The sequence below is a fragment of the Streptomyces sp. NPDC001515 genome, assembly GCF_053597115.1.
In genome coordinates, this window is sequence record NZ_JBSFHN010000038.1 from 1 (window position 1) to 24,124 (window position 24,124).

The 24,124-nt window shown below is 73.3% G+C and carries 28 protein-coding genes; 13 read left to right on the forward strand and 15 right to left on the reverse strand.

Annotated elements, in window-relative coordinates; genetic code table 11:
• Both ACWCXC_RS30940 and ACWCXC_RS30945 read right to left on the reverse strand, forming a co-directional pair.
• Nucleotides 1–1,638 (reverse strand): MFS transporter (locus tag ACWCXC_RS30940; protein WP_450891164.1); only part of this gene is annotated, 1,638 nt, incomplete at its 3' end.
• Nucleotides 1,635–2,186, reverse strand: coding sequence for a TetR/AcrR family transcriptional regulator (locus ACWCXC_RS30945; RefSeq protein ID WP_450684891.1), 552 nt, complete (start codon nucleotides 2,184–2,186; stop codon nucleotides 1,635–1,637). The genes ACWCXC_RS30945 and ACWCXC_RS30940, both read right to left, overlap by 4 nt.
• Before the next feature lie 86 nt (nucleotides 2,187–2,272).
• Between ACWCXC_RS30945 and ACWCXC_RS30950 the strand changes: the two genes are divergently transcribed.
• The gene (locus ACWCXC_RS30950) at nucleotides 2,273–2,797 is read left to right on the forward strand and encodes a hypothetical protein (RefSeq protein ID WP_450891194.1); all 525 of its coding nucleotides are present in this window, start codon (nucleotides 2,273–2,275) and stop codon (nucleotides 2,795–2,797) included.
• A 9-nt stretch (nucleotides 2,798–2,806) separates the two neighbouring features.
• Here ACWCXC_RS30950 and ACWCXC_RS30955 read toward each other — a convergent pair whose 3' ends face one another.
• Together ACWCXC_RS30955 and argH are read right to left on the reverse strand one after the other, a co-directional pair.
• Complete coding sequence (locus ACWCXC_RS30955; protein WP_450684890.1) at nucleotides 2,807–3,778, reverse strand: aldo/keto reductase; 972 nt, start codon at nucleotides 3,776–3,778, stop codon at nucleotides 2,807–2,809.
• Between the two features lie 66 nt (nucleotides 3,779–3,844).
• Complete coding sequence (argH, locus tag ACWCXC_RS30960) at nucleotides 3,845–5,278, reverse strand: argininosuccinate lyase (RefSeq protein ID WP_450684889.1); 1,434 nt, start codon at nucleotides 5,276–5,278, stop codon at nucleotides 3,845–3,847.
• Nucleotides 5,279–5,497: 219 nt separating this feature from the next.
• Here argH and ACWCXC_RS30965 point away from each other — a divergent pair, with 219 nt between their 5' ends.
• Together ACWCXC_RS30965 and ACWCXC_RS30970 are read left to right on the forward strand one after the other, a co-directional pair.
• The gene (locus ACWCXC_RS30965) at nucleotides 5,498–6,091 is read left to right on the forward strand and encodes a pyridoxamine 5'-phosphate oxidase family protein (protein WP_450684887.1); all 594 of its coding nucleotides are present in this window, start codon (nucleotides 5,498–5,500) and stop codon (nucleotides 6,089–6,091) included.
• 64 nt (nucleotides 6,092–6,155) lie between these two features.
• Nucleotides 6,156–6,857, forward strand: coding sequence for a L,D-transpeptidase family protein (locus ACWCXC_RS30970; protein WP_450891165.1), 702 nt, complete (start codon nucleotides 6,156–6,158; stop codon nucleotides 6,855–6,857).
• A 1-nt stretch (nucleotide 6,858) separates the two neighbouring features.
• Here the strand turns inward: ACWCXC_RS30970 and ACWCXC_RS30975 are convergent, their stop codons facing one another.
• From ACWCXC_RS30975 to argC, 5 genes are read right to left on the reverse strand one after another with little or no spacing between them, the layout of a single operon-like run.
• A complete protein-coding gene (locus tag ACWCXC_RS30975) occupies nucleotides 6,859–7,395 on the reverse strand; it encodes an arginine repressor (RefSeq protein WP_383645741.1) in 537 nt (178 codons plus the stop codon).
• Nucleotides 7,396–7,420: 25 nt separating this feature from the next.
• Nucleotides 7,421–8,623 (reverse strand): acetylornithine transaminase, encoded by a 1,203-nt coding sequence (locus ACWCXC_RS30980; RefSeq protein ID WP_450684885.1) that lies wholly within the window; start codon nucleotides 8,621–8,623, stop codon nucleotides 7,421–7,423.
• Nucleotides 8,620–9,522, reverse strand: coding sequence for an acetylglutamate kinase (gene argB / locus ACWCXC_RS30985; RefSeq protein WP_450684884.1), 903 nt, complete (start codon nucleotides 9,520–9,522; stop codon nucleotides 8,620–8,622). The genes ACWCXC_RS30980 and argB overlap by 4 nt, the downstream gene beginning before the upstream one ends.
• A complete protein-coding gene (argJ, locus tag ACWCXC_RS30990; RefSeq protein WP_450684883.1) occupies nucleotides 9,519–10,673 on the reverse strand; it encodes a bifunctional glutamate N-acetyltransferase/amino-acid acetyltransferase ArgJ in 1,155 nt (384 codons plus the stop codon). Before argJ ends, argB begins: the two co-directional genes overlap by 4 nt.
• A complete protein-coding gene (gene argC, locus ACWCXC_RS30995) occupies nucleotides 10,670–11,698 on the reverse strand; it encodes an N-acetyl-gamma-glutamyl-phosphate reductase (RefSeq protein WP_450891166.1) in 1,029 nt (342 codons plus the stop codon). Before argC ends, argJ begins: the two co-directional genes overlap by 4 nt.
• 171 nt (nucleotides 11,699–11,869) lie before the next feature.
• Here argC and ACWCXC_RS31000 point away from each other — a divergent pair, with 171 nt between their 5' ends.
• The 3 genes from ACWCXC_RS31000 to ACWCXC_RS31010 all read left to right on the forward strand — a co-directional run bounded on the left by ACWCXC_RS31000 (nucleotide 11,870) and on the right by ACWCXC_RS31010 (nucleotide 13,771).
• Nucleotides 11,870–12,151, forward strand: a complete 282-nt coding sequence (locus ACWCXC_RS31000; RefSeq protein WP_450684881.1) for a hypothetical protein — start codon at nucleotides 11,870–11,872, stop codon at nucleotides 12,149–12,151.
• A gap of 237 nt (nucleotides 12,152–12,388) precedes the next feature.
• The gene (locus ACWCXC_RS31005; RefSeq protein ID WP_450684880.1) at nucleotides 12,389–12,994 is read left to right on the forward strand and encodes a dihydrofolate reductase family protein; all 606 of its coding nucleotides are present in this window, start codon (nucleotides 12,389–12,391) and stop codon (nucleotides 12,992–12,994) included.
• 87 nt (nucleotides 12,995–13,081) lie between these two features.
• The gene (locus tag ACWCXC_RS31010; RefSeq protein ID WP_450891167.1) at nucleotides 13,082–13,771 is read left to right on the forward strand and encodes an SMI1/KNR4 family protein; all 690 of its coding nucleotides are present in this window, start codon (nucleotides 13,082–13,084) and stop codon (nucleotides 13,769–13,771) included.
• Nucleotides 13,772–13,810: 39 nt separating this feature from the next.
• On the opposite strand, the gene ACWCXC_RS31015 is transcribed toward ACWCXC_RS31010, so the two are convergent.
• Nucleotides 13,811–14,107 (reverse strand): hypothetical protein, encoded by a 297-nt coding sequence (locus ACWCXC_RS31015; RefSeq protein WP_450891168.1) that lies wholly within the window; start codon nucleotides 14,105–14,107, stop codon nucleotides 13,811–13,813.
• A gap of 87 nt (nucleotides 14,108–14,194) precedes the next feature.
• On the opposite strand from ACWCXC_RS31015, the gene ACWCXC_RS31020 reads away from it, so the two are divergent.
• Nucleotides 14,195–14,869 carry a HEAT repeat domain-containing protein gene (locus tag ACWCXC_RS31020; RefSeq protein ID WP_450684910.1) on the forward strand — a complete coding sequence of 225 codons (675 nt, stop codon included), beginning with the start codon at nucleotides 14,195–14,197 and terminating at the stop codon, nucleotides 14,867–14,869.
• 3 nt (nucleotides 14,870–14,872) lie between these two features.
• Nucleotides 14,873–15,979, forward strand: coding sequence for a MerR family transcriptional regulator (locus ACWCXC_RS31025; protein WP_450891169.1), 1,107 nt, complete (start codon nucleotides 14,873–14,875; stop codon nucleotides 15,977–15,979).
• Between the two features lie 74 nt (nucleotides 15,980–16,053).
• On the opposite strand, the gene ACWCXC_RS31030 is transcribed toward ACWCXC_RS31025, so the two are convergent.
• Entirely contained in the window at nucleotides 16,054–17,757 is a 1,704-nt protein-coding gene (locus ACWCXC_RS31030; protein ID WP_450891170.1) for a TlrC/CarA/OleB/SrmB family ABC-F type ribosomal protection protein, read from the reverse strand.
• Nucleotides 17,758–18,045: 288 nt separating this feature from the next.
• Entirely contained in the window at nucleotides 18,046–18,435 is a 390-nt protein-coding gene (locus tag ACWCXC_RS31035) for a DUF5997 family protein (RefSeq protein WP_450684875.1), read from the reverse strand.
• A gap of 57 nt (nucleotides 18,436–18,492) precedes the next feature.
• Here ACWCXC_RS31035 and ACWCXC_RS31040 point away from each other — a divergent pair, with 57 nt between their 5' ends.
• From ACWCXC_RS31040 to ACWCXC_RS31055, 4 genes are all read left to right on the forward strand, one after another.
• Entirely contained in the window at nucleotides 18,493–19,290 is a 798-nt protein-coding gene (locus ACWCXC_RS31040) for a LysR family substrate-binding domain-containing protein (RefSeq protein ID WP_450684874.1), read from the forward strand.
• A 48-nt stretch (nucleotides 19,291–19,338) separates the two neighbouring features.
• Nucleotides 19,339–19,851, forward strand: coding sequence for a DinB family protein (locus tag ACWCXC_RS31045; protein WP_450891171.1), 513 nt, complete (start codon nucleotides 19,339–19,341; stop codon nucleotides 19,849–19,851).
• Between the two features lie 117 nt (nucleotides 19,852–19,968).
• Nucleotides 19,969–20,466, forward strand: a complete 498-nt coding sequence (locus ACWCXC_RS31050; RefSeq protein ID WP_450684872.1) for a peptidylprolyl isomerase — start codon at nucleotides 19,969–19,971, stop codon at nucleotides 20,464–20,466.
• A gap of 182 nt (nucleotides 20,467–20,648) precedes the next feature.
• Complete coding sequence (locus ACWCXC_RS31055) at nucleotides 20,649–21,404, forward strand: Clp protease N-terminal domain-containing protein (protein ID WP_450891172.1); 756 nt, start codon at nucleotides 20,649–20,651, stop codon at nucleotides 21,402–21,404.
• 75 nt (nucleotides 21,405–21,479) lie between these two features.
• Here the strand turns inward: ACWCXC_RS31055 and ACWCXC_RS31060 are convergent, their stop codons facing one another.
• From ACWCXC_RS31060 to ACWCXC_RS31070, 3 genes are all read right to left on the reverse strand, one after another.
• Complete coding sequence (locus ACWCXC_RS31060; RefSeq protein ID WP_450891173.1) at nucleotides 21,480–22,631, reverse strand: serine hydrolase domain-containing protein; 1,152 nt, start codon at nucleotides 22,629–22,631, stop codon at nucleotides 21,480–21,482.
• Nucleotides 22,632–22,743: 112 nt separating this feature from the next.
• On the reverse strand, nucleotides 22,744–23,319 hold the full coding sequence (locus tag ACWCXC_RS31065) for a histidine phosphatase family protein (protein ID WP_450683307.1): 576 nt from the start codon (nucleotides 23,317–23,319) through the stop codon (nucleotides 22,744–22,746).
• Between the two features lie 56 nt (nucleotides 23,320–23,375).
• Nucleotides 23,376–23,804, reverse strand: a complete 429-nt coding sequence (locus ACWCXC_RS31070; RefSeq protein ID WP_450683308.1) for a GNAT family N-acetyltransferase — start codon at nucleotides 23,802–23,804, stop codon at nucleotides 23,376–23,378.
• Between the two features lie 101 nt (nucleotides 23,805–23,905).
• On the opposite strand from ACWCXC_RS31070, the gene ACWCXC_RS31075 reads away from it, so the two are divergent.
• Nucleotides 23,906–24,115, forward strand: a complete 210-nt coding sequence (locus tag ACWCXC_RS31075) for a DUF1918 domain-containing protein (protein ID WP_450683309.1) — start codon at nucleotides 23,906–23,908, stop codon at nucleotides 24,113–24,115.
• The last annotated feature ends 9 nt before the right edge of the window (nucleotides 24,116–24,124 follow it).

Genomic DNA, 24,124 nt, shown 5'->3' on the forward strand with positions numbered 1-24,124 from the left:
AGGAGGGTGTCCGCGCGGATCGCGAGGCGCAGATCGTACGGGGAGGCGGCGGCCTGCTCCCAGGCCAGGCGGGCCGCCGCGGTGAGGTCGGGGGCAGTCGTGCACGATGCCTTCCTCCAGTTCCTGCCCGCGCAGCAGGAACCAGGCGGCGACCGCCGTGGCGAGGAGGACGGCGGCGCCGACCGCCGAGGCCGTGCCCAGTCCGTCGACGAACGCCTCCTGGGCGGAGGAGACCAGGGTCTGCGCCTCGTGGGCGGGCAGCGCCTCGGCCGATTCGACCGCGCCGCCCAGTGATTCGTGGGCCGCGTCCGCGATGGCGGGCGGGGTTCCGGCGGGGGCGGTGAACCCGGCGTAGACACCGGTGACGATGGAGCCGAGCAGGGCGATGCCGAGGGCGGCGCCCAGTTCGTAGGCCGTCTCGGAGACCGCGGACGCGGAGCCGGCGTGCTCCTTGGGGACGCTGGAGAGGATCACGTCGGAGGTGACGGTGAAGGCGAAGCCGGCGCCCACGCCGACGACGAGCAGGAGCGCGCCGATGAGCGGGTAGGCGGTGTCCTTGTGGACGGCGGCGACGGCGGCCAGGGCGAGACCGATGGCGGCGAGGCCCCCGGAGACCACCGTGCGCACGGAGAAGCGGCGGGCGGCGGTGCCGGCCAGCAGACCGGCCGTGACCGCGCCCACGGCGGCGGGCAGTTCGGCGAGTCCGGCCTCCAGCGGTCCGCGCCCCTGGACCAGTTGCAGGAACTGCGAGAGGAAGAAGACCAGGCCGGACAGGCCGAGGATGGTCAGCAGATCGGCGAGGACCGCGCCGGAGAAGCCCCGGTGGTGGAAGAGCCGCATGTCCAGCAGGGGGGCCGGGAGCCGGAACTGCCTGCGGACGAACCAGACGAGGGCCGCCAGGCCACCGATGCCGGCGAGCGCGACCTCCCAGCCGCCGCCGTGCGCGGCCAGTTCCTTGATGGCGTAGACGACGCCGATCATGCCGACCAGCGAGAGCACCACGCTGAGCAGGTCCCACGGGCCGGGGGCCGGGTTCTTGGACTCCGGGATCATCTTGATGCCGACCGCCACGAGCACGGCCATGACCGGCAGGTTGATGAGGAAGACCGAGCCCCACCAGAAGTGCTCCAGCAGGAACCCGCCGACGACGGGCCCGACGGCCGCTCCGGCCGAGGCCATCGCGCCCCAGATGCCGATGGCGAGGCTGCGCTCACGGGCGTCGTGGAAGAGGTTGCGGATCAGGGCCAGGGTCGAGGGCATCAGGGTGGCCCCGGCGACGCCGAGCAGCGCCCGCGCGAGGATCATCATCTCGGGCGTGCTCGCGTAGGCGTTGAGCACCGAGACCGCGCCGAAGGCGGTGGCGCCGCAGAGCAGCAGCTTCTTGCGGCCGATGCGGTCACCGAGGCTGCCCATCGAGACGAGGAGTCCGGCGATGACGAAGGAGTAGACGTCGCCGATCCACAGGAGCTGGGTGCCGGTCGGCTCCAGGTCCTCGCTGAGGAACGGGGTGGCGAGGCCGAGGACGGTGGCGTCGACCGCCACCAGCAGCACGGCGAGGACGAGCACCGCCAGCGCGATCCACCGTCCCGGCCGGTACGCCTCGGGTGCGGGCTCGGGCCGTTGTTCCAGGGTGCTCATTGCTCCACGCTCCGGCGTGCGCCGCCGAGCAGCAACTCGACGATCATGTGGGAGAAGTCCTGTGCGGCCACCCGGCCGGCCTGGACGGACCAGGCGGCGCTGCTGATCAGCCCGTACAGCGCCTCGGTCAGCCAGGCGGGGGTGAGGTCGACGCGGATCTGGCCGCGCTCCTGGCCGCGGCGGAAGAAGGCGGAGACCCGGGCGTCCAGCCGGTCCCAGCCCTCGTTCTGCCCGTCGCCCTCGAAGAGCTGATTCTCGGTCACCAGGAAGGACAGCAGTCCGGCGCTGGGCTCCACCGCGACGACGAAGCGCCGCAGGGCCTCCTCGACCGTGCCCTCGTCCAGGGCGGCGGCGTCGAGCGCCGCCCCGAACTCCTGGATGCCCAGCTCCTCCAACGCCCTGACCAGGGCGTCCCGTCCGGCGAAATGCCGGTGCAGGGTGGCCCGGCCGATGCCCGCCGCTCGGGCGACCTCGTCCATGGTGGCGGTGGACTTCCGGGTCAGCAGGGCGGCGGCGCTGCGCAGAACCTGCTCACGATCAAGCGTCATGAGACGACACTAACCCATATGAGACATTGACGTCTCACTGGAAAGTGGCTCGCGCCGACGGCGCAGCCCGGAGGACCATGGCGGACATGAAGCCGCTGCTGCTGATCGACGTCGACGGTCCGCTCAATCCGTACGCGGCGCTCGACCGACGCGTGCCGCCCGAGGGCTTCACCCGGCATCTGACCCGTCCGACCGGCTGGACCTCCGGCCCGCCCCTGCCGGTGCTGCTCGACCCGCGCCACGGCGAGGAGCTGCTGGCGCTCGGCGGCCGCTTCGAGCTGGTCTGGGCCACCACCTGGAAGGGGGAGGCGAACGAGTGGATCGGCCCGCGTCTGGGCCTGCCCGAGCTGCCGTACATCGACTGGCCCGAGATGCACGGCAGCGCTCCGGCCGGGACGTACTGGAAGACGCCGTACGTCGTGGAGTACGCGGCCGGGCGGCCGTTCGCCTGGGTCGACGACGAGATCACCGACCGGGACCGGGCCTGGGTCACGGCGCACGGCGGGGGCGTCGCGGCGCTGCTGCGGTGGACGGACCCCCGGGTGGGGCTGGAGCGGGCCGACTTCGAGGCACTGGCCGCGTGGGCGGACGGGCTGCCGGCGCCCGGCTGACCTCCGGGATCAGCTCCAGGGCAGGGCGGCGCGGTGCCGCCAGTACGCCTCCGGCTCCTCCACCAGCTGGTCCAGCCCGGCCCGCACCTCCTCGTCGAGGCCGAGGAGCGGGGCGTGGAGGTTGCCCGCGAGCTGGGTGACGGTCGCCGCGCCCGAGAGCACGACCCCGGCCCACGGCTGGTGCAGCACGAGGGCGAGGGCGACCGCGTCGGCGCCGAGCCCCTCGGCCTCCGCGATCTCCCGCATCACGGCCGGGGCCTCGGTGCCCGCGAGGCGGCCGTTGGCCATGGCCTCCTTGACGATGACGGTGAGCCCGGCGTCATGGGCCTCGGCGAGCGCGGGTCCGGCCGAGGTCTCCAGCGCGTTGTAGGTGGCCTGGACCGTGCGGAACAGCGGCTCGCCGTCCACCGTGACGGCGAGGGCGGCCCGGATCGCGTCGGCCTGGCCCGGTCCGCTGGTGGAGAGCCCGACGCTGACGCCCTCGGCGGCGAGCGCGGCGAGCCGGGCGTGCAGTTCCTTGTCGGTGAGCGCGGGGCTGTCGGCCGTCACCGAGTGGATCTGGTAGAGGTCCAGCCGGTCGCCGAGCAGGGCGGCGGTCTCGGCGCGCTGCCGCTCGAAGGCGGCGAGGGAGTGGTCCTTCACCTCGTGGGCCTCGGCGTCGAGGCTCCAGTCCGCGGTGTAGGTGTAGCCCCATTTGCTTCCGACGACGACGTCGCGGACCTCGGGCCGGTCGGCCAGCCACGCCGCCAGGAACTCCTCGGAGCGGCCGTAGGACCGGGCGGCGTCGAAGTAGCGCACGCCCTGCGCGTAGGCCGCGTCGAGCAGTTCATGGGTCCGGTCGCGCAGGGCGTCCACCGAACGGTCCCCGGGCAGGTCCCGGTCGCGGTGGAGGTTGATGTAGCCGGGCCTGCCGACGGCCGCCAGGCCGAGCCCGATGTGGGCGGTCGGGGTGGTCGCTTCGGCAAGTCGGGCGAACGGCATCGCGGGCTCCTCGGTAGGCGGGGTCCTCACCCCCTACCCCCAACGTAGCCCGCGATGCGCGGACGGCTACTTGCGCGCCGCCGCCCAGGCGTGCTGGACGGCGAGGTCGGCCTTGACCTCCGCGAGCTGGGCCGCGACGGCCGAGGGGGCCGTGCCGCCCCGCCCGCTGCGGGAGGCCAGCGCGCCGGCCACGTTGAGGACCGTGCGGACCTCGGGGGTCAGATGCTCGGAGATCTTCGCGAACTGCTCGTCGGTCAGCTCGTCCAGTTCGATGCCGTGCCGCTCGCACTCCTTGACGCACTCGCCGGCGACCTCGTGCGCCACCCGGAACGGGACGCCCTTCTTGACCAGCCACTCGGCGATGTCGGTGGCGAGCGAGAATCCGGCCGGGGCCAGTTCCTCCATGCGGGCGCGGTTGACGGTCAGGGTGGCCATCATGCCGGTGAAGGCGGGGAGCAGGACCTCGAGCTGGTCGCAGGAGTCGAAGACGGGCTCCTTGTCCTCCTGGAGGTCGCGGTTGTACGCGAGGGGCAGGGCCTTCAGTGTGGCCATCAGCCCGGTCAGGTTGCCGATCAGCCGTCCCGACTTGCCCCGGGCCAGTTCGGCGATGTCCGGGTTCTTCTTCTGCGGCATGATCGAGGAGCCGGTGGAGAAGGCGTCGTGCAGGGTGACGAAGGAGAACTCCTTCGTGTTCCAGATGATGATCTCCTCGGCGATCCGGGAGAGGTTGACGCCGATCATCGCGGTGACGAAGGCGAACTCGGCGACGAAGTCCCGCGAGGCCGTTCCGTCGATGGAGTTGCCGACCGAGCCGCGCTCGAAGCCGAGGTCGGCGGCGACCGCCTCGGGGTCGAGCCCGAGCGACGAGCCGGCGAGCGCGCCCGATCCGTACGGCGAGACGGCCGTCCGCTCGTCCCATTGCCGCAGCCGCTCCGCGTCCCGCGACAGGGCCTGCGCATGCGCCAGGACGTGGTGGGCGAAGAGCACCGGCTGGGCGTGCTGGAGGTGCGTCCGGCCGGGCATCGCCACGTCCGGGTGCGCCTCCGCGAGACCGACCAGGGCGTCCTGCAGTTCGGCCACGAGACCGCCGATGATCCGGGCGTGGTCGCGCAGGTACATCCGGAACAGCGTGGCGATCTGGTCGTTGCGCGAGCGCCCGGCCCGGAGCTTGCCGCCCAGGTCCGGCCCGAGCCGCTCCAGCAGCCCGCGCTCCAGGGCGGTGTGGACGTCCTCGTCGGCGATGGTCCCGGTGAAGGAGCCGTCCGCGACATCCGCCTCCAGTTGGTCGAGCCCGGCGATCATCCGGTTCAGCTCGTCCTCGGTGAGCAGTCCCGCCTTGTTCAGCACACGGGCGTGGGCCCGGGAGCCGGCGATGTCGTACGGGGCGAGCCGCCAGTCGAAGTGGACGGAGGCGGACAGCCGGGCGAGCGCCTCGGCCGGTCCGTCGGCGAAGCGGGCGCCCCAGAGACGTACGTCGCCGTTGCCGTTGGCGTTGCTCACTGCGTGCTCCTCGGAAGAACCAGGGGGATCGGATGCGGGCCGGCCGGTGCCGTCCACGCACGGCCGCCGCCACGATCACTGACAGGCATAACTATGCAGAGGTCTGCATGCCTTGTCAAAGCCGCGTCTCCCCCTCACGCCGCCCCCACCGCCGGGAGCCCCCGTCCCACAGGCTGAAATGCCCCCGGCCGCCCGGGGGTCGGGGCCGATACTCGGCGTATGGGAAAGACATACGAACGCATCGACGGCCGGCTGCGCGCGTTCATCGAGGCGCAGCCCCTCTTCTTCACGGCGACCGCGCCGCTGGACGCGGACGGCACGGTCAACCTCTCTCCCAAGGGGGTCAGCGGCTCGTTCGCGGTGCTGGACGAGCACCGCGTGGCGTATCTGGACTTCGCGGGGAGCAACGCGGAGACGATCGCGCACCTGCGGGAGAACGGGCGGATCACCCTGATGTGGTGCGCCTTCCAGGGCCCGCCGAACATCGTGCGGGTGCACGGCCGGGGCGAGCCGGTCTTCCGCGACGATCCGCGCTTCGCGGACCTCGTCGCCCGGTTCGGCGGGGTGGACGTCGCGCACCACGGGCTGCGCGCGGTCGTGGTGGTGACGGCCGAACTGATCCGGGACACCTGCGGATACGGCGTGCCCTTCATGACCTACGACGAGGACCGCACGCTGCACGGGCAGCGGTTCGCCCGCGAGGACGACGCCTCGCTCAGCGCGTACTTCGAGAAGAAGGAGCACATCGCCACCAGCATCGACGGGCTGCCGGGGCTCCCGCTGCCGCTGCCGGTGATGCCGCCGGCGCCGTGAGCCGTTGGGCCGTACGGAGCAGGTGCGCGGGTGGGCGGCGCGCGCACGGCCTACGGTCCGGGGCATGCGCAGACTTCTGGTGGCCGGTTCCGTTCTGTTCGCCCTCGCCGGACTGGTCGGGGCCCGGCCCCCGGCCGCCGCTCCGCTGCCGTTGCGGCTGGCGGACACCGGCGGGGGCCGTCAGCTGATCACGGCCGTGGCGGCCGGGACGGGTGCGACGACGGGCACGGTCACCTGGTGGAGCCTGCGGGCCGGGCGATGGGTGGCGGAGGGGTCCGCGCCCGCCCGGTTCGGGGCGAACGGGCTGGCCGAGGGCGACTCCCGCGAACAGGGCACCTCCACCACCCCGACCGGTCTGTTCGGCCTGCCGTACGCCTTCGGGGTGCGGGCCCCGCGGCCCGGATCGCGCTACCCGTACCGGCAGGTCACCGAGGACTCCTGGTGGTGCCAGGACAACGCCTCGCGGGCGTACAACCGGTGGACCGAACCGCGTCCGGCCGACTGCCGGGCCGAGGAATCCGAGCATCTGATCGCCTACCGCACGCAGTACGCGCGGGCGCTCGTCGTCGGCTTCAACTACGACCGGCCCGTGCGCGGCCGGGGCGCCGGGATCTTCCTGCATGTGAACGGGCGCGGCGCGACCGCCGGCTGCGTCTCCGTGCCGGCGGCCGCGATGGACCGGATCCTGGCCTGGGCGGATCCGGCCCGCCGTCCGCACATCGCGATCGGCACCCGCTCGGGCCCGACCGCGATCACCCGCTACTGACTCACCGCTCGTTCTGGGCGAGCCGCAGCAGATGGTCGGCGAGGGCCTGCCCGCCGGCCGGGTCGCGGCTGATCAGCATGAGCGTGTCGTCGCCCGCGATGGTGCCGAGGATGTCGTGCAGTTCGGCCTGGTCGATCGCCGAGGCGAGGAACTGGGCGGCGCCCGGAGGGGTGCGCAGCACCACCAGGTTGGCCGACGCCTCCGCGGAGATGAGCAGTTCGGCGGAGAGCCGCCGCATCCGCTCCTCCTTGGCGGAGCCGCCCAGCGGGGCCTGCGGGGTGCGGAACCCGCCCTCGCTGGGCACCGCGTAGATCAGCTCGCCGCCGGTGTTGCGGATCTTCACCGCGCCCAGCTCGTCGAGGTCCCGGGAGAGCGTCGCCTGGGTGACGCTCAGCCCGTCGTCCGCGAGCAGCTTGGCGAGCTGGCTCTGCGAGCGCACCGGCTGCCGGTTCAGGATGTCCACGATCCGGCGGTGGCGCGCCGTGCGGGTCTGCGGCACGGAGGGCCCGCCGTGTTCGGTGTCCTGCGCGTCGGTCATCGTCGTCGCCCCGTTCCCCGGTACGTCATTTCGCGGATTCCCCGTCCTCGTGCGCGGCCGCCGCGTCGAGGATGCCGGGCAGGGCCCGGAGGAACGCGTCGACCTCGGCGTCCGTGACGACCAGCGGGGGCATCAGCCGGACGACGTCGGGGGCGGGCGCGTTCACCAGGATCCCGGCCTCCTGGGCCGCCTGCTGGACCTGGGCGGCGCGGGGCGCGGTGAGCACGATACCGAGGAGCAGTCCGGAGCCCCGGACGTGGTCGACGAGGGGGTGTCCGAGGCCCTCGGCACCCTCGCGGATCCGTTCGCCGAGCCGCTTGACGGTGTCGAGCGCGCCGTCGGCGGCGAGGGTGTCCAGGACCGCGAGACCGGCGGCGCAGGCGACCGGGTTGCCGCCGAACGTGGTGCCGTGCTGCCCGGGGGCTAGCAGGTCGGCGGCCGCGCCGAAGGCGACGGTGGCGCCGATGGGCAGTCCGCCGCCCAGTCCCTTGGCGAGGGTGACCACGTCGGGTTCGACGCCCTGGTGGGCCTGGTGCTCGAACCAGGTGCCGCACCGGCCGATGCCGGTCTGCACCTCGTCGAGGACGAGCAGGGTGCCGGTGGCCCGGGTGATCTCCCGGGCCGCCTCCAGATAGCCCTTGGGCGGGACGACGACGCCGTTCTCGCCCTGGACGGGCTCGATGATCACGAGCGCGGTGTCGGTGGTCACCGCGGCCCGCAGCGCCTCGGCGTCCCCGTACGGGACGTGCGTGACGTCGCCGGGCAGCGGGGTGAACGCCTCGCGCTTCCTGGGCTGGCCGGTGAGCGCGAGGGCGCCCATGGTCCGGCCGTGGAAGCCGCCGTCGGTGGCGACCATGTGGGTGCGCCCGGTGAGCCGGCCGATCTTGAAGGCCGCCTCGTTGGCCTCGGCGCCCGAATTGCAGAAGTAGACCCTGCCGGTGCGGCCGAAGAGCTGGAGGAGCCGTTCGGCGAGCGCGACGGGCGGTTCGGCGACGAAGAGGTTGGAGACGTGGCCGAGGGCGGCGATCTGCCGGGAGACGGCCTCGACGACGGCGGGGTGGCCGTGGCCCAGGGCGTTGACCGCGATCCCGCCGACGAAGTCGAGGTAGCGATTGCCGTCGGCGTCCTCGACGTACGCCCCCTCACCGCGCACCAGGGACAGCTTCGGGGTGCCGTAGTTGTCCATCAGCGACCGCTGCCACCGCTGCGCGAGCTCGGCGTTGCTCATGATTCCCCCTGTCCGTCGGGCACGACCATCGTCCCGATTCCCTCGTCGGTGAAGATCTCCAGCAGGATCGAGTGCTGGACCCGGCCGTCGATGACGCGCGCGGTCTCCACGCCGTTGCGCACGGCGTGCAGGCAGCCCTGCATCTTCGGCACCATGCCGCTGGAGAGTTCCGGAAGGAGCTTCTCCAGTTCGGTGGCGGTGAGGCGGCTGATCACGTCGTCGCTGTTCGGCCAGTCCTCGTAGAGGCCCTCGACGTCGGTGAGGACCATCAGCGTCTCGGCGTTCAGCGCGGCGGCGAGCGCGGCGGCGGCGGTGTCGGCGTTGACGTTGTAGACGTGGGCGTCGTCGGCGGAACGGGCGATCGAGGAGATGACCGGGATCCGGCCGTCGTCGAGCAGCGCCTGGATGGCTCCCGTGTCGATCGCGGTGATCTCACCGACCCGGCCGATGTCGACGGCCTCGCCGTCGATGACGGGCCGGTGCTGGGTGGCGGTGATGGTGTGGGCGTCCTCGCCGGTCATGCCGACGGCCAGCGGGCCGTGCTGGTTGAGCAGGCCGACCAGTTCGCGCTGGACCTGCCCGGCCAGCACCATGCGGACGACGTCCATCGCCTCGGGCGTGGTGACGCGCAGCCCGGCCTTGAACTCGCTGACCAGGCCGTGCTTGTCGAGCTGGGCGCTGATCTGCGGGCCGCCGCCGTGCACGACGACGGGCTTGAGTCCGGCCTGCCGCAGGAAGACGACGTCCTGGGCGAAGGCCGCCTTCAGCTCCTCGTCGATCATGGCGTTGCCGCCGAACTTGATGACGACGGTCCTGCCGTTGTGCCGGGTCAGCCAGGGCAGGGCCTCGATGAGGATCTGCGCCTTCGGGAGTGCGGTGTGCTTCCGCGCCGTGCTCATGAGCTGTACGCGCTGTTCTCGTGGACGTAGTCCGCGGTGAGGTCGTTGGTCCAGATGACGGCCGACGCGGAGCCGGCGGCGAGGTCGGCGGTGATGGTGACCTCCCGGTAGCGCATGTCGACGAGCTCGCGGTCCTCTCCGACGCCGCCGCCCCGGCAGACCCAGACGCCGTTGATCGCGACGTTCAGGGCGTCCGGCTCGAAGGCGGCCTTCGTGGTGCCGATCGCGGACAGCACCCGGCCCCAGTTGGGGTCCTCGCCGTGGATCGCGCACTTGAGGAGGTTGTTGCGGGCGATGGAGCGGCCCACCTCGACGGCGTCGTCCTCGCTCGCCGCGTTGACGACCTCGATACGGATGTCCTTGGACGCGCCCTCGGCGTCGCCGATGAGCTGCCGGGCGAGGTCGTCGCAGACGGTGCGGACGGCCTCGGCGAACTCCTTGCGCTCAGGGGTGATGCCGCTGGCGCCGGAGGCGAGCAGCAGCACGGTGTCGTTGGTGGACATGCATCCGTCGGAGTCGACCCGGTCGAAGGTGGTGCGGGTGGCGTCGCGCAGGGCGGCGTCGAGTCCGGCGGCGTCCACGTCGGCGTCGGTGGTGAGGACCACGAGCATGGTGGCGAGGCCGGGGGCGAGCATGCCCGCGCCCTTGGCCATGCCGCCGACGGTCCAGCCCTCGCCGCCGGCGACGGCGGTCTTGTGCACGGTGTCGGTGGTCTTGATGGCGATGGCGGCCTTCTCGCCGCCGTGCTCGCTGAGCGCGGCGGCGGCCGTCTCGATGCCGGGGAGCAGCTTGTCCATCGGGAGCAGGACGCCGATGAGCCCGGTGGAGGCGACGGCGATCTCGCCGGCGCTGTGGCCCTCCAGCACCTCGGCGGCCTTCTCGGCGGTGGCGTGGGTGTCCTGGAAGCCCTGGGGGCCCGTGCAGGCGTTGGCCCCGCCGGAGTTGAGGACGACGGCGGTGACCTCGCCGCCCTTGAGGACCTGCTCGGACCAGAGGACCGGGGCGGCCTTGACACGGTTGGAGGTGAAGACGCCCGCGGCGGCGCGGCGCGGGCCGTTGTTGACCACGAGGGCCAGGTCCGGGTTACCGCTCTGCTTGATTCCCGCGGCGATGCCCGCCGCGGAGAATCCCTGTGCTGCCGTGACGCTCACGGTGCGACTCCGATCGTGGAAAGTCCGGTGTCCTCGGGGAGCCCGAGGGCGATGTTCATGCTCTGCAGGGCGCCGCCCGCGGTGCCCTTGGCGAGGTTGTCGATGGCGCTGATGACGATGACGCGGCCGGCCGCCTCGTCGTACGCGACCTGGATCTGCACGGCGTTGGAGCCGTACACGGCGGCGGTGGCGGGCCACTGCCCCTCGGGCAGCAGGTCGACGAACGGCTCGTCGGCGAGGGCCTTCTCGTACGTGGCCCGCAGCGACGCGGCGCTCACCCCGGGCTTCGCCCTGGCGCTGCACGTGGCGAGGATGCCGCGCGGCATGGGGGCGAGCGTCGGCGTGAAGGAGACGGAGACCCGCTCGCCCGCGGCGGCGCTCAGGTTCTGGATCATCTCGGGCGTGTGGCGGTGCCCGCCGCCGACGCCGTACGGGGTCATGTTGCCCATCACCTCGGAGCCGAGGAGATGCGGCTTGGCCGCCTTCCCCGCGCCCGAGGTGCCCGAGGCGGCGACGACGACGGCCTCCGGCTCGACGAGCCGGGCCGCGAACGCCGGGAACAGCGCGAGCGAGACGGCCGTCGGGTAGCACCCCGGCACCGCGACCCGCTTGCTCCCGGCCAGCGCCGCCCGTCCCCCGGGCAGCTCGGGCAGCCCGTACGGCCAGGTACCGGCGTGCGGCGAGCCGTAGAATTTCTCCCAGTCCGCGGCGTCCTTCAGCCGGAAGTCGGCCCCCATGTCGACCACCAGCACCTCGTCGCCGAGCTGCTCGGCGACGGCGGCGGACTGCCCGTGCGGCAGCGCGAGAAAGACCACGTCGTGCCCCGCGAGCACCTCCGCGGTGGTCGGCTCCAGCACCCGGTCGGCCAGCGGCCGCAGATGCGGTTGCAGGGCGCCGAGGGTCTGCCCCGCGTTGGAGTTCGCCGTGAGCGCCCCGATCTCGACCCCGGGGTGGACCAGGAGCAGGCGCAGCAGTTCCCCGCCGGCGTATCCGCTCGCTCCTGCCACCGCTGCACGTACCACCATCGGAACCCTCCTCGTCGATGGCATGACTATACGCACGCATGCACTTTTATGCAAAGAGTGGTGATCATTCGGCGGGTGGCGGGGTGTGACGTTGAGCGGTAGTTGGCGGATTTGAGCGATAGTTGGCGAGCTTGCCGTTGCGGGACTTGCTGAAGCACATCTGGAGGAGTCATGGACTTGCTCGCGGTCCTCGATGAGGCGGTGGCCGCTCTCAGAACCCCTCTTGCCGAGGACGACCGGGAGCAGGGCTGGACCGATGAGCTCCGAAGAGAGGTCCAGGAAGAGATTTCCATGAGCCGGTCAGCCCTTCGCCGCCATGGAGCTCACATGGTGCGGTATCTGCGTCCGCGCCTGGACGAGTGGATCGAGAGGGACGGGGTGCGGCCGGGACGACTTCAGAGCCTGGTGTCAGATGTGCAGCGGCGACTCGTCGAAGCACGCGGTACGGCGTGAGACTCCCCCGCGGCAGGTCCGACAGAGGATCCGCCAACTACGGTCGCCCCCTCCACCAACTGCGCATCAACGCGGATCACCGACCGGCAGTTCTTCACCTGCGGCTCGCCGAGTAGCGCTCACAGTCACACGGGTGCGGGGCCGGCCGGGCAGATTTCCGCCCGCTCCCCGCGCGGCCGATGAGTTCCCGGCTCCCGGCCGGTCCAAGCTCATGACACCCGAGGAAAGGACACCGCCATGTCGGAGCTGCTGGTCGACTTCATCACGTCGCTCGACGGATACGCATCGGGAGAGGGGTGGCCGGGGTTCTGGGGACTCGAAGGTCCGGAATACCTCGCATGGCTCGGTGAGCAGCCCGAGGCCACCTATCTGATGGGCGCCCACACCTACCGGTTGATGTCGGGCTTCGCCCAGGGTGAGGTCCCGGGCGGTCAGGACGAGTTCAGGCCGGAGGAGGAGGCGTCCGTGGACGAGCTGACGCGGGCTTCCAAGGTGGTCTTCTCCTCCTCGCTCAAGGAGCCCCTGACCTGGCCCAACTGCACGCTCGTCCGGGGCGACGCCGTCGAGGCGGTCCGGGCCATGAAGACGAACGGTTCGGGCCTCCTCAGCACCATCGGCAGTCTCGCCCTGAGCCGGTCCCTGCTGCGGGCCGGACTGGTCGACCGCTTCCGGGTCGTGATGTTCCCGGTGATCACCGGGGCCACGGGCGAGGAGCGGATCTACGACGGCTACCCGGACGTCGCCCTCGACATGACCGGGCACCGCACGTTCGACAACCGCATCCAACTGGTCGAGTACAAGCCCCGCGTACTCGACCGCCCGCCGCTCGGCACCCCCGCGTGACGGCGGCCGCCCCGCCGCTCCGCCTCCCCCTCTCCGTCTCCATCTCCGTCTCGGTCCCCTGTCAGTGGCTCGCCCTACGCTCTGCGCATGGATGATCAGCAGTGGAGCGGCATCCGCCGGCGGGTGGCCGCGTTGGGCGCCCAGCCGTCGAGCGGCGAGGTGTTCGGCTCGCGCGGGCACATGTGGGTCCTGGAGGACCCGCTGACGCACGAGGAGCTTGCCGAACTCGAGGCGCAGACGGGGGTGCGGCTGCCGGACGACTACCGGAGTTTCCTGACCTCCGTGGCCGCCGGCGGCGCGGGACCCGCCTACGGCCTCTTCCCGGCCCGTCGGGCACAGGGCCGCTGGCGCTGGGAAGGTGACGGCGCGTACCTGGCCGATCTGTCGCTGCTCGCCCGGCCATTTCCCGACCGGGGCCCGGATCCCGAGATCCTCGACGCGCTGCTCGCCGAGCGCCCCGAGGAGGAGGACTTCGAGGAGATCGAGGACTTCGACGACGCCATGGAGGCGTGGGACGAGCGCTGGGAACCCCTGATGTTCGCTCCCGAGCGGACCGCCGGCGCCCTCGTGATCTGCCATCTCGGCTGTGCCCAGCGGGAGTGGCTGATCGTCAGCGGCACCCATCGCGGCACCGTCTGGTCCGACTGCCGGGTGGACGACAGGGACCTCGTCCCGCTCCTCGACCCCGCCGGACGGCCGCTCACCTTCGCCGGCTGGTACACCGGCTGGCTGCGGGAAGCGGAGCTGACCGTACGCCGATCGGCCGCGCGCCCCTGAGCGCAGGAGACACCACAGCGGGCGCACCGCGCCGCCACGTCAAAGGGCCCGGGACTCGCGTCGCCGCTCGTAGCGCTCCGGGGCCTCGCGGATCCAGGACCACCGCGGGCCGGGCGCCTCGGCGGGTGGACGGGCGGTGAGGCAGCGGGGGTCGTCGCGCTCGGCGAGGCCGTAGACGGCCCAGAGGCGTACGGTGCCGTCCTCGTCGGCGAGGCGGCCGGCCAGGAGGTCGGGGCGCGCTGCCAGCGCGGCGAGCGTCGCGACGGTACCCGCATCGCGCCGGCGGACCGCGTCCAGCGACCCGTCGTCCATCCCCGCCCCCGGCTCGTCCGCCACCGGCCCACCCGGGCCGACGCTACAGCGCGTCCGCTTGACCTTGACACCGTGACAAGCACTTCACTGCGGTGCGAGGAGGTGGTCACGATGGCGATCACGGAACGGGACGGCGACGCGGTGGACCGGGCGCTGCGGGGGCTGGAGGACGGGCGGGCGTCCGTGCGGCTGCGGGCGGCGATGGCGGTGGGCTCGGCGCCGGACGTGCGGTACGTCGCGGCGCTGGTCGGGCGGTGCGGGGTGGAGCCGGAGTTCTTCGTGCGGGACATGCTGACGTGGGCGCTGACCCGGCATCCGGTGGAGGCGACGCTGCCGCCGCTGCTGCGGGAGCTGCGTTCGGAGCGGGCGCAGGCGCGGAGTCAGGCCCTGCACACGCTGTCGAAGATCGGGGACAAGAGCGCCTGGCCGGCGATCACCGAGGCGCTGCTGACGGACGCGGACGACGCGGTGGCGCGGAGCGCCTGGCGGGCCGCGGCCGTGCTCGTGCCGGAGGGCGGGCAGCGGGCGGCGGCCGAGGTGATGGCGGGGCAACTGGGGCGCGGCGGGCGGGAGACGCGGCTGAGTCTCAGCCGGTCCCTCGTCGCGCTGGGCGCGGCGGTCGAACCGGTCCTGGAGGCCGCCGCGACGGCCGGCCGGCCCGACGTGCGGGCGCACGCCCTCGCGACCCTGCGACTGTTGAGTGATCCGGACGCCGACTTCGGGTACGCGATCGAGGAGGCCAAGCGCGTCGTCGCGCTGGGCGGGTCCGGTGAGGAGGGACGGTAGGGCGTGCTGATCGGTGAGGTGGCGCGGCGGTCCGGGGTGAGCGCCCGGATGCTCCGGCATTACGAGTCGCTGGGCCTGGTGCGGCCCTCGGGCCGGACGGACTCCGGATACCGGGAGTACTCCGGCGAGGACATCCGCCGGATCTTCCACATCGAGAGCCTGCGCTCGCTCGGGCTGTCGCTGCGCGAGATCGGGCGCGCGCTGGACGATCCCGGCTTCGCGCCCTCCGCCCTGGTCGGCGATCTCGTCCGGCGGACGCGCGAGCGGCTCGCGGCCGAACGGGAGCTGCTGACGCGGCTGCGCCGGATCGACGCCGCCGGGCCGGCCGGCTGGGAGGACGTGCTCCAGGTGGTCGCGATCCTGCGGGCGCTCGGCTCTCCGAGCGCCGACGCCCGCCAGCGCGCCGCGCTCTCGTCGGCCGACGAGGTGCCGGTCCCGGCGGAGGCCCTGGTGGAGGCCGCGCTCGCCGAGTCCGACCCGCTGGTCGCCGGGGCGCTGCGCTGGGCGCTGGCCCGGTCGGAGGACGGCCGGGCCGCGACCCTGCTGGCCGAGGCGCTGAACGCGGCGGACCCCGCCGTACGGGAACGGGCCGTGCTCACCCTCGCCGAGCTGCCCGGCGCGTGTGCCGCCGACCGCTTGGAGGGCGCCCTGGACCACGCCGACCCCGTGGTGCGCGGCCGTGCGGCGCTCACCCTCGGGGCGCGCGGGGCGAGCGCCGCCGTCCCCACGCTCGTCGACATGATCGTGGAGGGCAGGAACGACACCGACGCGGCCGACGCCCTGGCCGTCCTCGCGGCCGACGCCGACGCGGCCGGCCGCATCACCGCGGACCTGGTCGCCCGCCTCTCCCCCGCCGCCACGCCACCGGCCGTCCGGGGCCGGCTGACCCAGGCGCTGGCCGGCATCCCCGGAACGGCGGCCGACCGCGCCCTGGCCGGCCTCGCCCACGACCCGGACCGCGCCGTGGCCCTCACGGCCACGTATCTCCTGCGGCTGAGGGCGGAGAGCGCGGATACGGGGGACGGGGACAGGGATGCGGCGGACGGAGAGACGGCGGGCGGGGGCACTCCGGGGCACGAAGACCCGCGGGGCGCCCCCGACGCTCGCTGACGCTCGCTGAGATCGAGGCGCCCCGGGCGCTCCCTGCCCCCGGGGACACCCCCTTCACGCCCGATCCCCCTCCGTCAGCGCGCCCCCGCCACCCTCCCGTCCGCCAACTCCAGTCGGCTGCCGTCGAACCGGGACCGCATGCGCCGGTCGTGCGTGACCAGCACCAGCGCGCCGCCGTATCCGGCGAGTGCCGCCTCCAGCTCCTCGACCAGCGCGGGGGCGAGGTGGTTGGTGGGCTCGTCCAGCAGGAGGAGGTCCACCGGTTCGCCGACCAGCCGGGCGAGTTCCACGCGACGGCGCTGACCGTACGACAGCTCGCCCATGCGCCGTCCGAGGACCTCGGGTTCGAACAGGCCCAGGGACAGCAGCCGTTCGGCGTGGGTGTCGCGGTCGCCGGGGCGGCCGTGGGCGTAGGCGCCGAGGACGGAGAGCCCCGGGGGCCACGGTGTCTCCTCCTGCCGGAGGTGCCCCACCGTGCCGGAGACCCGGACCGTGCCCGCGTCGGGGCGGAGTTCACCGGCCAGGACGCGCAGCAGGGTGCTCTTGCCGGCGCCGTTGGGACCGGTGACCAGCAGCCGCTCCGTGCGGCCGATCCGCAGTTCCGGCAGGACGAGCCGGCCGTCGACGACCACACCGTCCAGCGCGGCGGCCGGTCCGTCCCCCGGGCCCGGCCCGGCGCCGGTGGTGATCCGGGCCGTGAGGACCAGCGGGTCCGGCGGCGGCGCGACCGGGTGCGCGGTGAGCCGGGCGACGCGCTCCTTCGCGTTGCGGATACGGCTCATCGCTCCGTGGGCCCGGCCGCGGGCGCGGAACGCCCCGGCACCGGAGCCCGGCTTCTCCAGCTTGCGCGGGATGGCGCCCAGCCGGACGGCGTTGGACTGCGCGACCGTACGGCTGCGGTCGAGTGCGGCCCGCCATGCCTCGTACCGCTCCTGGCGCTTGCGGCGCTCCGCGGCCTTGGCGGTGAGGTAGCCCGCGTAGCCGTTGCCGTGCCGGGTGACCCGGCCGGCGTCGATCTCCAGGACCGTGTCCGTGATCCGTTCCAGGAACACCCGGTCATGGGTGACGGCCACGACGGTCCCCCGGTGGGCCCGCAGTTGCTCCTCCAGCCAGCGCACCGCCCGGTCGTCGAGATCGTTCGTCGGTTCGTCCAGGAGGAGCAGTTCGGGCCGGGAGGCGAGTGTCGCGGCGAGCGCCAGCCGGGAGCGTTCACCGCCGGAGAGCGTGCCGAGCCGCCGGTCCCGGGCGAGCCCCGGCAGTCCGAGCGCGTGCAGGGTCGCGTCGACCCGGGCGTCCGCGCCGTAGCCCTCGCGCGCCTCGTACCGCTCGGTCAGACGCGCGTACTCGGCGAGCGCGGCGTCCAGCCCGGGGCCGGGTGCCGCCGTGGCCAGGGCGGTCTCGGTCCGGCGCAGCGCGGTCTCCAGGGCGCGCAGGTCCGCCTGGGCGACGTCCACGGCGTCCTGGACCGTGGCCCGCGCGCCCAGGGAGAGGGCCTGGGCGAGGTAGCCCGTGCCGCCCCGGGCGACGACGGTCACCTCGCCAGCGTCGGGCCGCTCCCGGCCCGCCAGAAGGCGCAGCAGGGTCGATTTGCCGGCCCCGTTGTCCCCGACGACGCCCGCCTTCTCGCCGGGGGCGAGGGTCAGGGAGACCTCGTGGAGGACGGTCCGCCCGTGGTAGCGCTTGGTGACGTCGCGCAGGGCGAGCTGTGAAGGCGCCGCGGAGCGCGAGGAATGCGCTGTGCGGGATGAATGGGGTGCATGGGTATGTGCTGAGTGCATGAGGAAGCCCCTGTTCCCGGCCGTGCCGGCGGAACGGATTCGATACGGACGCGTCGGGCGCCACGACGGCGGAGCGAGGCTCTACGCGGTCGTGGGCGGGGCGATCACAGCGTTCCCATGCTGGCAACTGTAGAAGGGGCCCGGCCGCCCGTCATCCGGTTTTCCGGGCCGGGGCCGTGGCCTTCCCGACCGGGCAGGTGCCGTACGGACGTGGGGGCGGTCTCCGGGCCGCCGGCGGTGAGCGGCGGTGCGGAGACCGCCCCCACGGCGGTTTCGGGACGGAACGGGTTACGAGCGCGCCCGGCGCTCCGCGTCGCGCTCCTTGATGCGCACGGCTTCCTTGCGGACCTCGGCCTGCGTGGCGCGCTCCTTGCGCAGCCACTCGGGGTCCTCCTGCTTCAGCGCCTCGATCTGCTCGGTGGTGAGGGCCTCCGTGACCCCGCCCCGGGCGAGGCCGGAGATGGAGACGCCCAGCTTGGAGGCGACGACGGGGCGGGGGTGCGGACCGGTGCGCCGGAGCTCGCGGAGCCACTCGGGCGGGTCGCTCTGGAGCGCCGCCAGTTCGGCGCGCGAGACGACACCCTCCTGGAACTCGGCGGGGGTGGCCTCGAGGTACACACCCAGTTTCTTCGCCGCGGTCGCGGGCTTCATGGTCTGGGCGGTCTGGTGCGACGTCATGGCTCCAGGGTATCGAGCGTGTGCGCCGGCTCCGACCACGGCCGGTAACCTGGCGGGGTGACAGGCTCGGACGTATCCCCTTCGTTCCGGCTCGCGTATGTCCCGGGGGTGACGCCCACCAAGTGGGTGCGTATCTGGAACGAGCGCCTGCCCGGCATCCCTCTGACCCTCGTCCCGGTGCCCGCCGCCGGGGCGCAGGCGCTGCTGCTCGACGGCGGCGCCGACGCGGGCTTCGTCCGGCTGCCCGTCGACCGTACGGCGCTCAGCGCGATCCCCCTGTACACCGAACAGACGGTGGTCGTGGTGCCCAAGGACCACGTGGCGGCGGCCGTCGACGAGGTCTCCCCGGAGGAGCTGGCCGACGACGTGGTGCTGCACCCGCTCGACGACACCCTCGACTGGGAGCGGCTGCCGGGGAAGCCGGCGATCGAGCGGCCCGCGACGACGGCGGACGCCGTGGAGCTGGTGGCGGCCGGGATCGGGGTGCTCGTCGTCCCCCAGTCTCTGGCCCGGCTGCACCACCGCAAGGACCTCACCTACCGCCCGCTCACCGGGGCGCCCGAGTCGCGCGTCGCGCTGTCCTGGCCCGAGGACCGGACCACCGACCTGGTGGAGGACTTCATCGGGATCGTGCGCGGCCGGACCGTGAACAGTTCCCGGGGCCGTACGCCCGCTTCCCCGGCCGCGGCGAAACCCGCGCGCGGCGACGGCGGCCCGGCCAAGGGCGGCAAGGGGGCCAAGGGGAACAGCCCGCGTGGCGGCGCGGCCAAGGGCGGCAAGGGGGCGAAGGGCGGCGCCCGGGGCGCGAAGGGCGCGGCCCCCGCCAAGCGCGGCAAGGCCCGCAGGCGGCCGTGACGCCGTGCCGTGCGGCGTTGTCAGACCCTGTTGGCATCATCGGTGATCATGACGCACACCGAACGACCGATGCCGCCCCTGAACGCCGATGAGCACACGTCCCTGGCCGCCTGGCTGGACTTCTACCGCGCCACCGTCGCGCTGAAATGCGAAGGACTCTCCGACGAGCAGGCCCGGACGGTGTCGGTCCCTCCCTCCGAGCTGACGCTGCTGGGCCTCGTCCAGCACCTCACGGAGGTGGAGCGGAACTGGTTCCGCCGGGTGCTGGGCGGGGAGGACGTGCCGCCGGTGTATGGGGAGGCGCCCGGTTCCGGCGGTCATGACGGGGGCTTCGACCTGGCGCGGGACGCCACCCTCGCGGGCGCCGTCGCCCGCTGGCAGGAGGAGATCGCCGTGGCGCGGGCCGCCTGCGCCGCGCGTTCGCCCGAGGACACCGCGCCGTTCATGGGCGGCGAGGTGAGCCTGCGGTGGATCTACACGCACATGATCGGCGAGTACGCCCGCCACAGCGGCCACGCCGACCTGCTGCGGGAGCGGATCGACGGCGCCACCGGGGTGTGACGGCGCCCCGCTCCCGGCGGGGTCCGCACCGGTCCGCACCCCGGCGCGTGCGGGCGTGAGCGACGTATCACCGCTCCCGCGCGTCAGGGACGCACCGGGGGATGTCAGGATGGTTGTATGACGAGCCAGGTTTACTTCGACATCACCATCAACGACGAGCCCTCCGGGCGGATCGTCTTCAACCTTTTCGACGACATCGTCCCCAAGACCGCGCAGAACTTCCGCGAGCTGGCGACCGGCCAGCACGGCTTCGGTTACAAGGGTTCGTCGTTCCACCGCGTCATCCCCGACTTCATGCTCCAGGGCGGTGACTTCACCCGCGGTGACGGCACCGGCGGCAAGAGCATCTACGGCGCCAAGTTCGACGACGAGAACTTCAAGCTGGCCCACAGCAAGCCGGGTCTCCTCTCCATGGCGAACAGCGGACCGAACTCCAACGGTTCGCAGTTCTTCGTCACCACGATCGTGACCTCGTGGCTGGACGGCAAGCACGTGGTGTTCGGCGAGGTCGCCGACGAGACGAGCATGGCCCTGGTCAAGAAGATCGAGTCGCTGGGCTCGCAGAGCGGCCGCACCAAGGCGAAGATCACCATCGCCGACTCCGGCGTTCTCTGATCCCCGCTCCCGCAGGGCGCAGCTGACCCGGAAGCGCCGGCCGACGTACATCGTCGGCCGGCGCTTCTGTCGTTCCCGGGGCGCCCCGTCCCGCCCTGTCCGCCCGGCGTTCCGGATGCGCACACACCTTCACTGTCAACTGAAGGTTGACACCGCCCCTACTGTCAACCTACCGTTGACACATGACGCAACCCAAGGGCATGAGCCACCCCGTCCGTCTCGACGACCTCATCGCGGCCATCAAGAAGGTCCACACGGACGCCCTGGACCAGCTCCAGGACGCCGTCATCGCCGCGGACCACCTCGGTGACATCGCCGACCACCTGATCGGCCACTTCGTGGACCAGGCCCGGCGCTCGGGCGCCTCCTGGACGGAGATCGGCAGGAGCATGGGCGTGACCCGCCAGGCCGCCCAGAAGCGCTTCGTCGCCAAGGACCCCGGCGAGGCGTCCGGTCTCGACCCCAACCAGGGCTTCGGCCGCTTCACCACCCGCGCGCGGAACGTCGTGATGGCCTCGCAGAACGAGGCACGGGCCGCGGGCAACACCGAGATCGGCACCGAGCACCTGGTGCTGGGCCTGCTCAGCGAGCCGGAGGCGCTCGCGGCGGTGTTCATCAAGGGCCAGGGCGTGGTGCTGGACACCGTCCGCCAGGCCGCCACCGAGGCGCTTCCGGCGGCCACCGAGGGCGAGGTGCCCGAGCTGGTCCCGTTCAACGCCGACGCGAAGAAGGTCCTGGAGCTGACCTTCCGCGAGGCCCTGCGGATGGGGCACAACTACATCGGCACCGAGCACATCCTGCTGGCCCTGCTGGAGCACGAGGGCGGCGCCGGCCTGCTCACCGGGCTCGGCCTGGACAAGGCCACCGCCGAGGCGGCGATCGCCGAGATGCTCTCGGTCCTCACGGCGGGCACCCCGGGCGCCGGCAAGACGGACTGACCCGGCCGCCCCCAGGGTCCGGCGGTGCGGTGGAAGGCGCACCGCCGGGCCCTCCCCCGCGCCCGGGACCGCCGGTCACAGCGACGCGTACACCGCGTCGATCAGCGCCGTCTTGCGCGGGTCGTTCGCCAGGTGCGGGCCCATCCGGTTCATGACGTACCCGGCGGCGACCCCGTTCTCCGGGTCCGCGAGGCCGAAGGAGCCGCCCGCCCCGTCGTGGCCGACGGCCCTCGGATTGGGTCCGTAGGTGGCGTCGGGCCCGCTCAGCCAGAGGCCCAGGGCGATCTCCGTCTCCTGGGCGAAGCCGCCGCCGAGCACGAGGTCGTGGCAGCGGCCCTGTCCCTCGCGGACCCGTTCGGCGGCCTGCGGCGACAGGATCCGCACCCCGTCGAGGCTGCCGCCTCCGGAGAGGACTCCGTAGAGCGCGGCGACCGCGCGGGCCGTGCCGTGGCCGTTGGCCGCCGGTATCTCGGCGGCGCGCCAGCCGGGGCTGTTGGCGGCCCTCGCGCCGGTCGGCGGGTTGTACAGGGCTGCGACGGCGACCGGTCCCAGCTGTGCGAGCAGCGCGGCCTGCGAACGGCGTCCGGAGGCCGGGGCGACGAGTTCCGCGACCCGGTCCGCCGCCTTCTCTGGCAGCCCGACGAAGAAGTCCGCGCCGAGCGGTTCGGCCAGCTCCCGCCGCAGGAACTCCCCCGGCGCCACCCCGGCGACCCGCCGGATCACCTCGCCGACCAGGAAGCCGTACGTCAGGGCGTGGTAGCCGGAGCGGGTGCCGGGCTCCCACCAGGGGGCGGTCGCCGCGAGCCGGGAGGTGGTCAGCTCCCAGTCGTACAGCTCCTCCAGCGCGTGCGGTTCGCGCAGCCCGGCCAGGCCGGCCCGGTGGGAGAGCAGATGCCGGACGAGGACGCCCCCCTTGCCCGCCGCGGCGAACTCCGGCCAGTAGGCGGCGACCGGGGCGTCGAGGTCGAGGAGCCCCCGGTCCGCCAGCACATGCGCGCAGAGCGCGAGCGGGCCCTTGGTGGTGGACCAGACGTTGACGAGGGTGTCGCGCTCCCAGGGGCGGGTGCGGCCGGCGTCCGCCCAACCGCCCCAGAGGTCGACCGCGGGCCGGCCGTCGACCAGCACGGTGAAGGCCGCGCCCACCTCGTCCCGCGTGGCGAAGTTGGCCTCGAACGCGGCGCGCACCGCGGCGAACCGCTCGTCGCAGTGGCCCTGGATCGGTAGCACTGGGGGTCTCTCCTCGCCCGGTCGCGCCCGGTGGACCCGGTGCCCGCTCAACGTACCGACTGGTCGGACCGGCGGGAAGGGGCGGGCGGCGGTGATCCGTACGGATTCCCGGTCAGCGGACGCCGGTCTCCAGGCGCAGGCTCCAGCGGCGCGGCAGCCCCGTGAGCGTGACCGTGGAGAGCGGGCGGACGTCCACGTTCCAGTACGTCGGGGGCGGGGCCTTCAGCGCGTAGACCAGGGCGGCCCGGACGACGGCCGGTTCGGCGACCGCGACGATCGAGCCCTCGACGGCGGGGCGGGTGTCCAGCCAGCCGCCGATCCGCGAGATGAAGGCGAGGAGGGATTCGCCGCCGTGCGGGGCGGAGCGCGGGTCGGCCAGCCAGGCGTCCACCGCCGCGGGTTCGCACGCGGTGACGTCGGCGAGGGTGCGGCCGCGCCAGCGCCCCATGTCGCAGTCGCGCAGGGCGGGCTGGACCAGCGGGGCGAAGCCGAGCATGTCGCCGGTGGCGCGGCTGCGGGCGGTCGGCGAGCAGTAGCGCAGTTCGGCCGCCCCCAGCGGGACGAGCGCGGGGGCGGCGAACCGGACCTCGTGCCAGCCGGCCTCGTCGAGCGGCCGGTCGTCGTCGAAGCGCTCGCCGAGCAGTGACGAACTGCGTGCCGCGGCGACGAGCGAGACTCGAACACTCATGGCCGAGATCGTGGGTGCGATCGCCCCCCGGGTCAAGAGTGCCTTCGCGGGCCGCTTCAGCCGAGCCGCAGGCTCATCCACTGGTCCGGCTGCTCCAGCGGCCGGAAACCGACCTTCTCGTACACGCCGTGGGCGTCATCCGTGGCGAGCAGCAGCCGGCGGACACCGGCCGCGGCGAGGTGGTCGCGCGCCTCGGTGGCGAGGCGTACGCCGAGCCCGTGGCCCCGGGCCGCGGGGTCGACGTACACATCGCAGAGCCAGGCGAAGGTGGCGGAGTCGGTCACCACGCGGGCGTACCCCACCTGCTCGCCGGAGCCGACCGCGTACGCGCCGAAGTTCAGGGAGCCGGCCATGGCCCGGTCGTGGTGCTCGCGGGTGCGCCCCTCGGCCCAGTAGGTGGTGGAGAGCCAGTCGTGGATCCGGGCGGCGTCCAGCCGGGAGGGGTCGGACGATATCTCGTAGCGTTCCTGGGACGTCTGCGTCATGTCCGGACCCTATCGGTCGGGCCGCCGCCACCCGGCGGACGACGGCCGTCCGGTCATAGACTTGTCGACATGGACGCCATCCCGTGAGGAGGTCACTCCCGATGGAGGCACATACGGGCGACCGGCTGCTGACGCACGGCAGGACCGTGGGAGAGCACGACCGGGAAGCCGAGATCGTCGAAGTGCTCGGGGACGGGGGCACGCCCCCGTACCGGGTCCGTGCCGCGGACGGGCACGAACATCTGATCGCCCCCGGCCCGGACAGCGTCGTGCGGCACGGCGCCTGCCGGGACCGGGATCCGCGGTCCTGACGAGGGGCC

Excerpts from the sequence above, each read along its gene's own strand:
- ACWCXC_RS31035 (WP_450684875.1), bottom strand. The coding sequence starts at position 18,435 with ATGACGTCGCACCAGACCGCCCAGACCATGAAGCCCGCGACCGCGGCG.
- ACWCXC_RS31045 (WP_450891171.1), top strand. The coding sequence starts at position 19,339 with ATGACGCACACCGAACGACCGATGCCGCCCCTGAACGCCGATGAGCAC.
- ACWCXC_RS30955 (WP_450684890.1), bottom strand. The coding sequence starts at position 3,778 with ATGCCGTTCGCCCGACTTGCCGAAGCGACCACCCCGACCGCCCACATC.
- ACWCXC_RS31010 (WP_450891167.1), top strand. The coding sequence starts at position 13,082 with ATGGATGATCAGCAGTGGAGCGGCATCCGCCGGCGGGTGGCCGCGTTG.
- ACWCXC_RS30965 (WP_450684887.1), top strand. The coding sequence starts at position 5,498 with ATGGGAAAGACATACGAACGCATCGACGGCCGGCTGCGCGCGTTCATC.
- ACWCXC_RS31050 (WP_450684872.1), top strand. The coding sequence starts at position 19,969 with ATGACGAGCCAGGTTTACTTCGACATCACCATCAACGACGAGCCCTCC.
- ACWCXC_RS30970 (WP_450891165.1), top strand. The coding sequence starts at position 6,156 with ATGCGCAGACTTCTGGTGGCCGGTTCCGTTCTGTTCGCCCTCGCCGGA.
- ACWCXC_RS31020 (WP_450684910.1), top strand. The coding sequence starts at position 14,195 with ATGGCGATCACGGAACGGGACGGCGACGCGGTGGACCGGGCGCTGCGG.
- ACWCXC_RS31065 (WP_450683307.1), bottom strand. The coding sequence starts at position 23,319 with ATGAGTGTTCGAGTCTCGCTCGTCGCCGCGGCACGCAGTTCGTCACTG.
- ACWCXC_RS30975 (WP_383645741.1), bottom strand. The coding sequence starts at position 7,395 with ATGACCGACGCGCAGGACACCGAACACGGCGGGCCCTCCGTGCCGCAG.
- ACWCXC_RS31005 (WP_450684880.1), top strand. The coding sequence starts at position 12,389 with ATGTCGGAGCTGCTGGTCGACTTCATCACGTCGCTCGACGGATACGCA.
- ACWCXC_RS31000 (WP_450684881.1), top strand. The coding sequence starts at position 11,870 with ATGGACTTGCTCGCGGTCCTCGATGAGGCGGTGGCCGCTCTCAGAACC.
- ACWCXC_RS30950 (WP_450891194.1), top strand. The coding sequence starts at position 2,273 with ATGAAGCCGCTGCTGCTGATCGACGTCGACGGTCCGCTCAATCCGTAC.
- argB (WP_450684884.1), bottom strand. The coding sequence starts at position 9,522 with ATGAGCACGGCGCGGAAGCACACCGCACTCCCGAAGGCGCAGATCCTC.
- ACWCXC_RS31070 (WP_450683308.1), bottom strand. The coding sequence starts at position 23,804 with ATGACGCAGACGTCCCAGGAACGCTACGAGATATCGTCCGACCCCTCC.
- ACWCXC_RS31030 (WP_450891170.1), bottom strand. The coding sequence starts at position 17,757 with ATGCACTCAGCACATACCCATGCACCCCATTCATCCCGCACAGCGCAT.
- ACWCXC_RS31075 (WP_450683309.1), top strand. The coding sequence starts at position 23,906 with ATGGAGGCACATACGGGCGACCGGCTGCTGACGCACGGCAGGACCGTG.
- argC (WP_450891166.1), bottom strand. The coding sequence starts at position 11,698 with ATGGTGGTACGTGCAGCGGTGGCAGGAGCGAGCGGATACGCCGGCGGG.
- ACWCXC_RS30980 (WP_450684885.1), bottom strand. The coding sequence starts at position 8,623 with ATGAGCAACGCCGAGCTCGCGCAGCGGTGGCAGCGGTCGCTGATGGAC.
- ACWCXC_RS30945 (WP_450684891.1), bottom strand. The coding sequence starts at position 2,186 with ATGACGCTTGATCGTGAGCAGGTTCTGCGCAGCGCCGCCGCCCTGCTG.
- ACWCXC_RS31055 (WP_450891172.1), top strand. The coding sequence starts at position 20,649 with ATGACGCAACCCAAGGGCATGAGCCACCCCGTCCGTCTCGACGACCTC.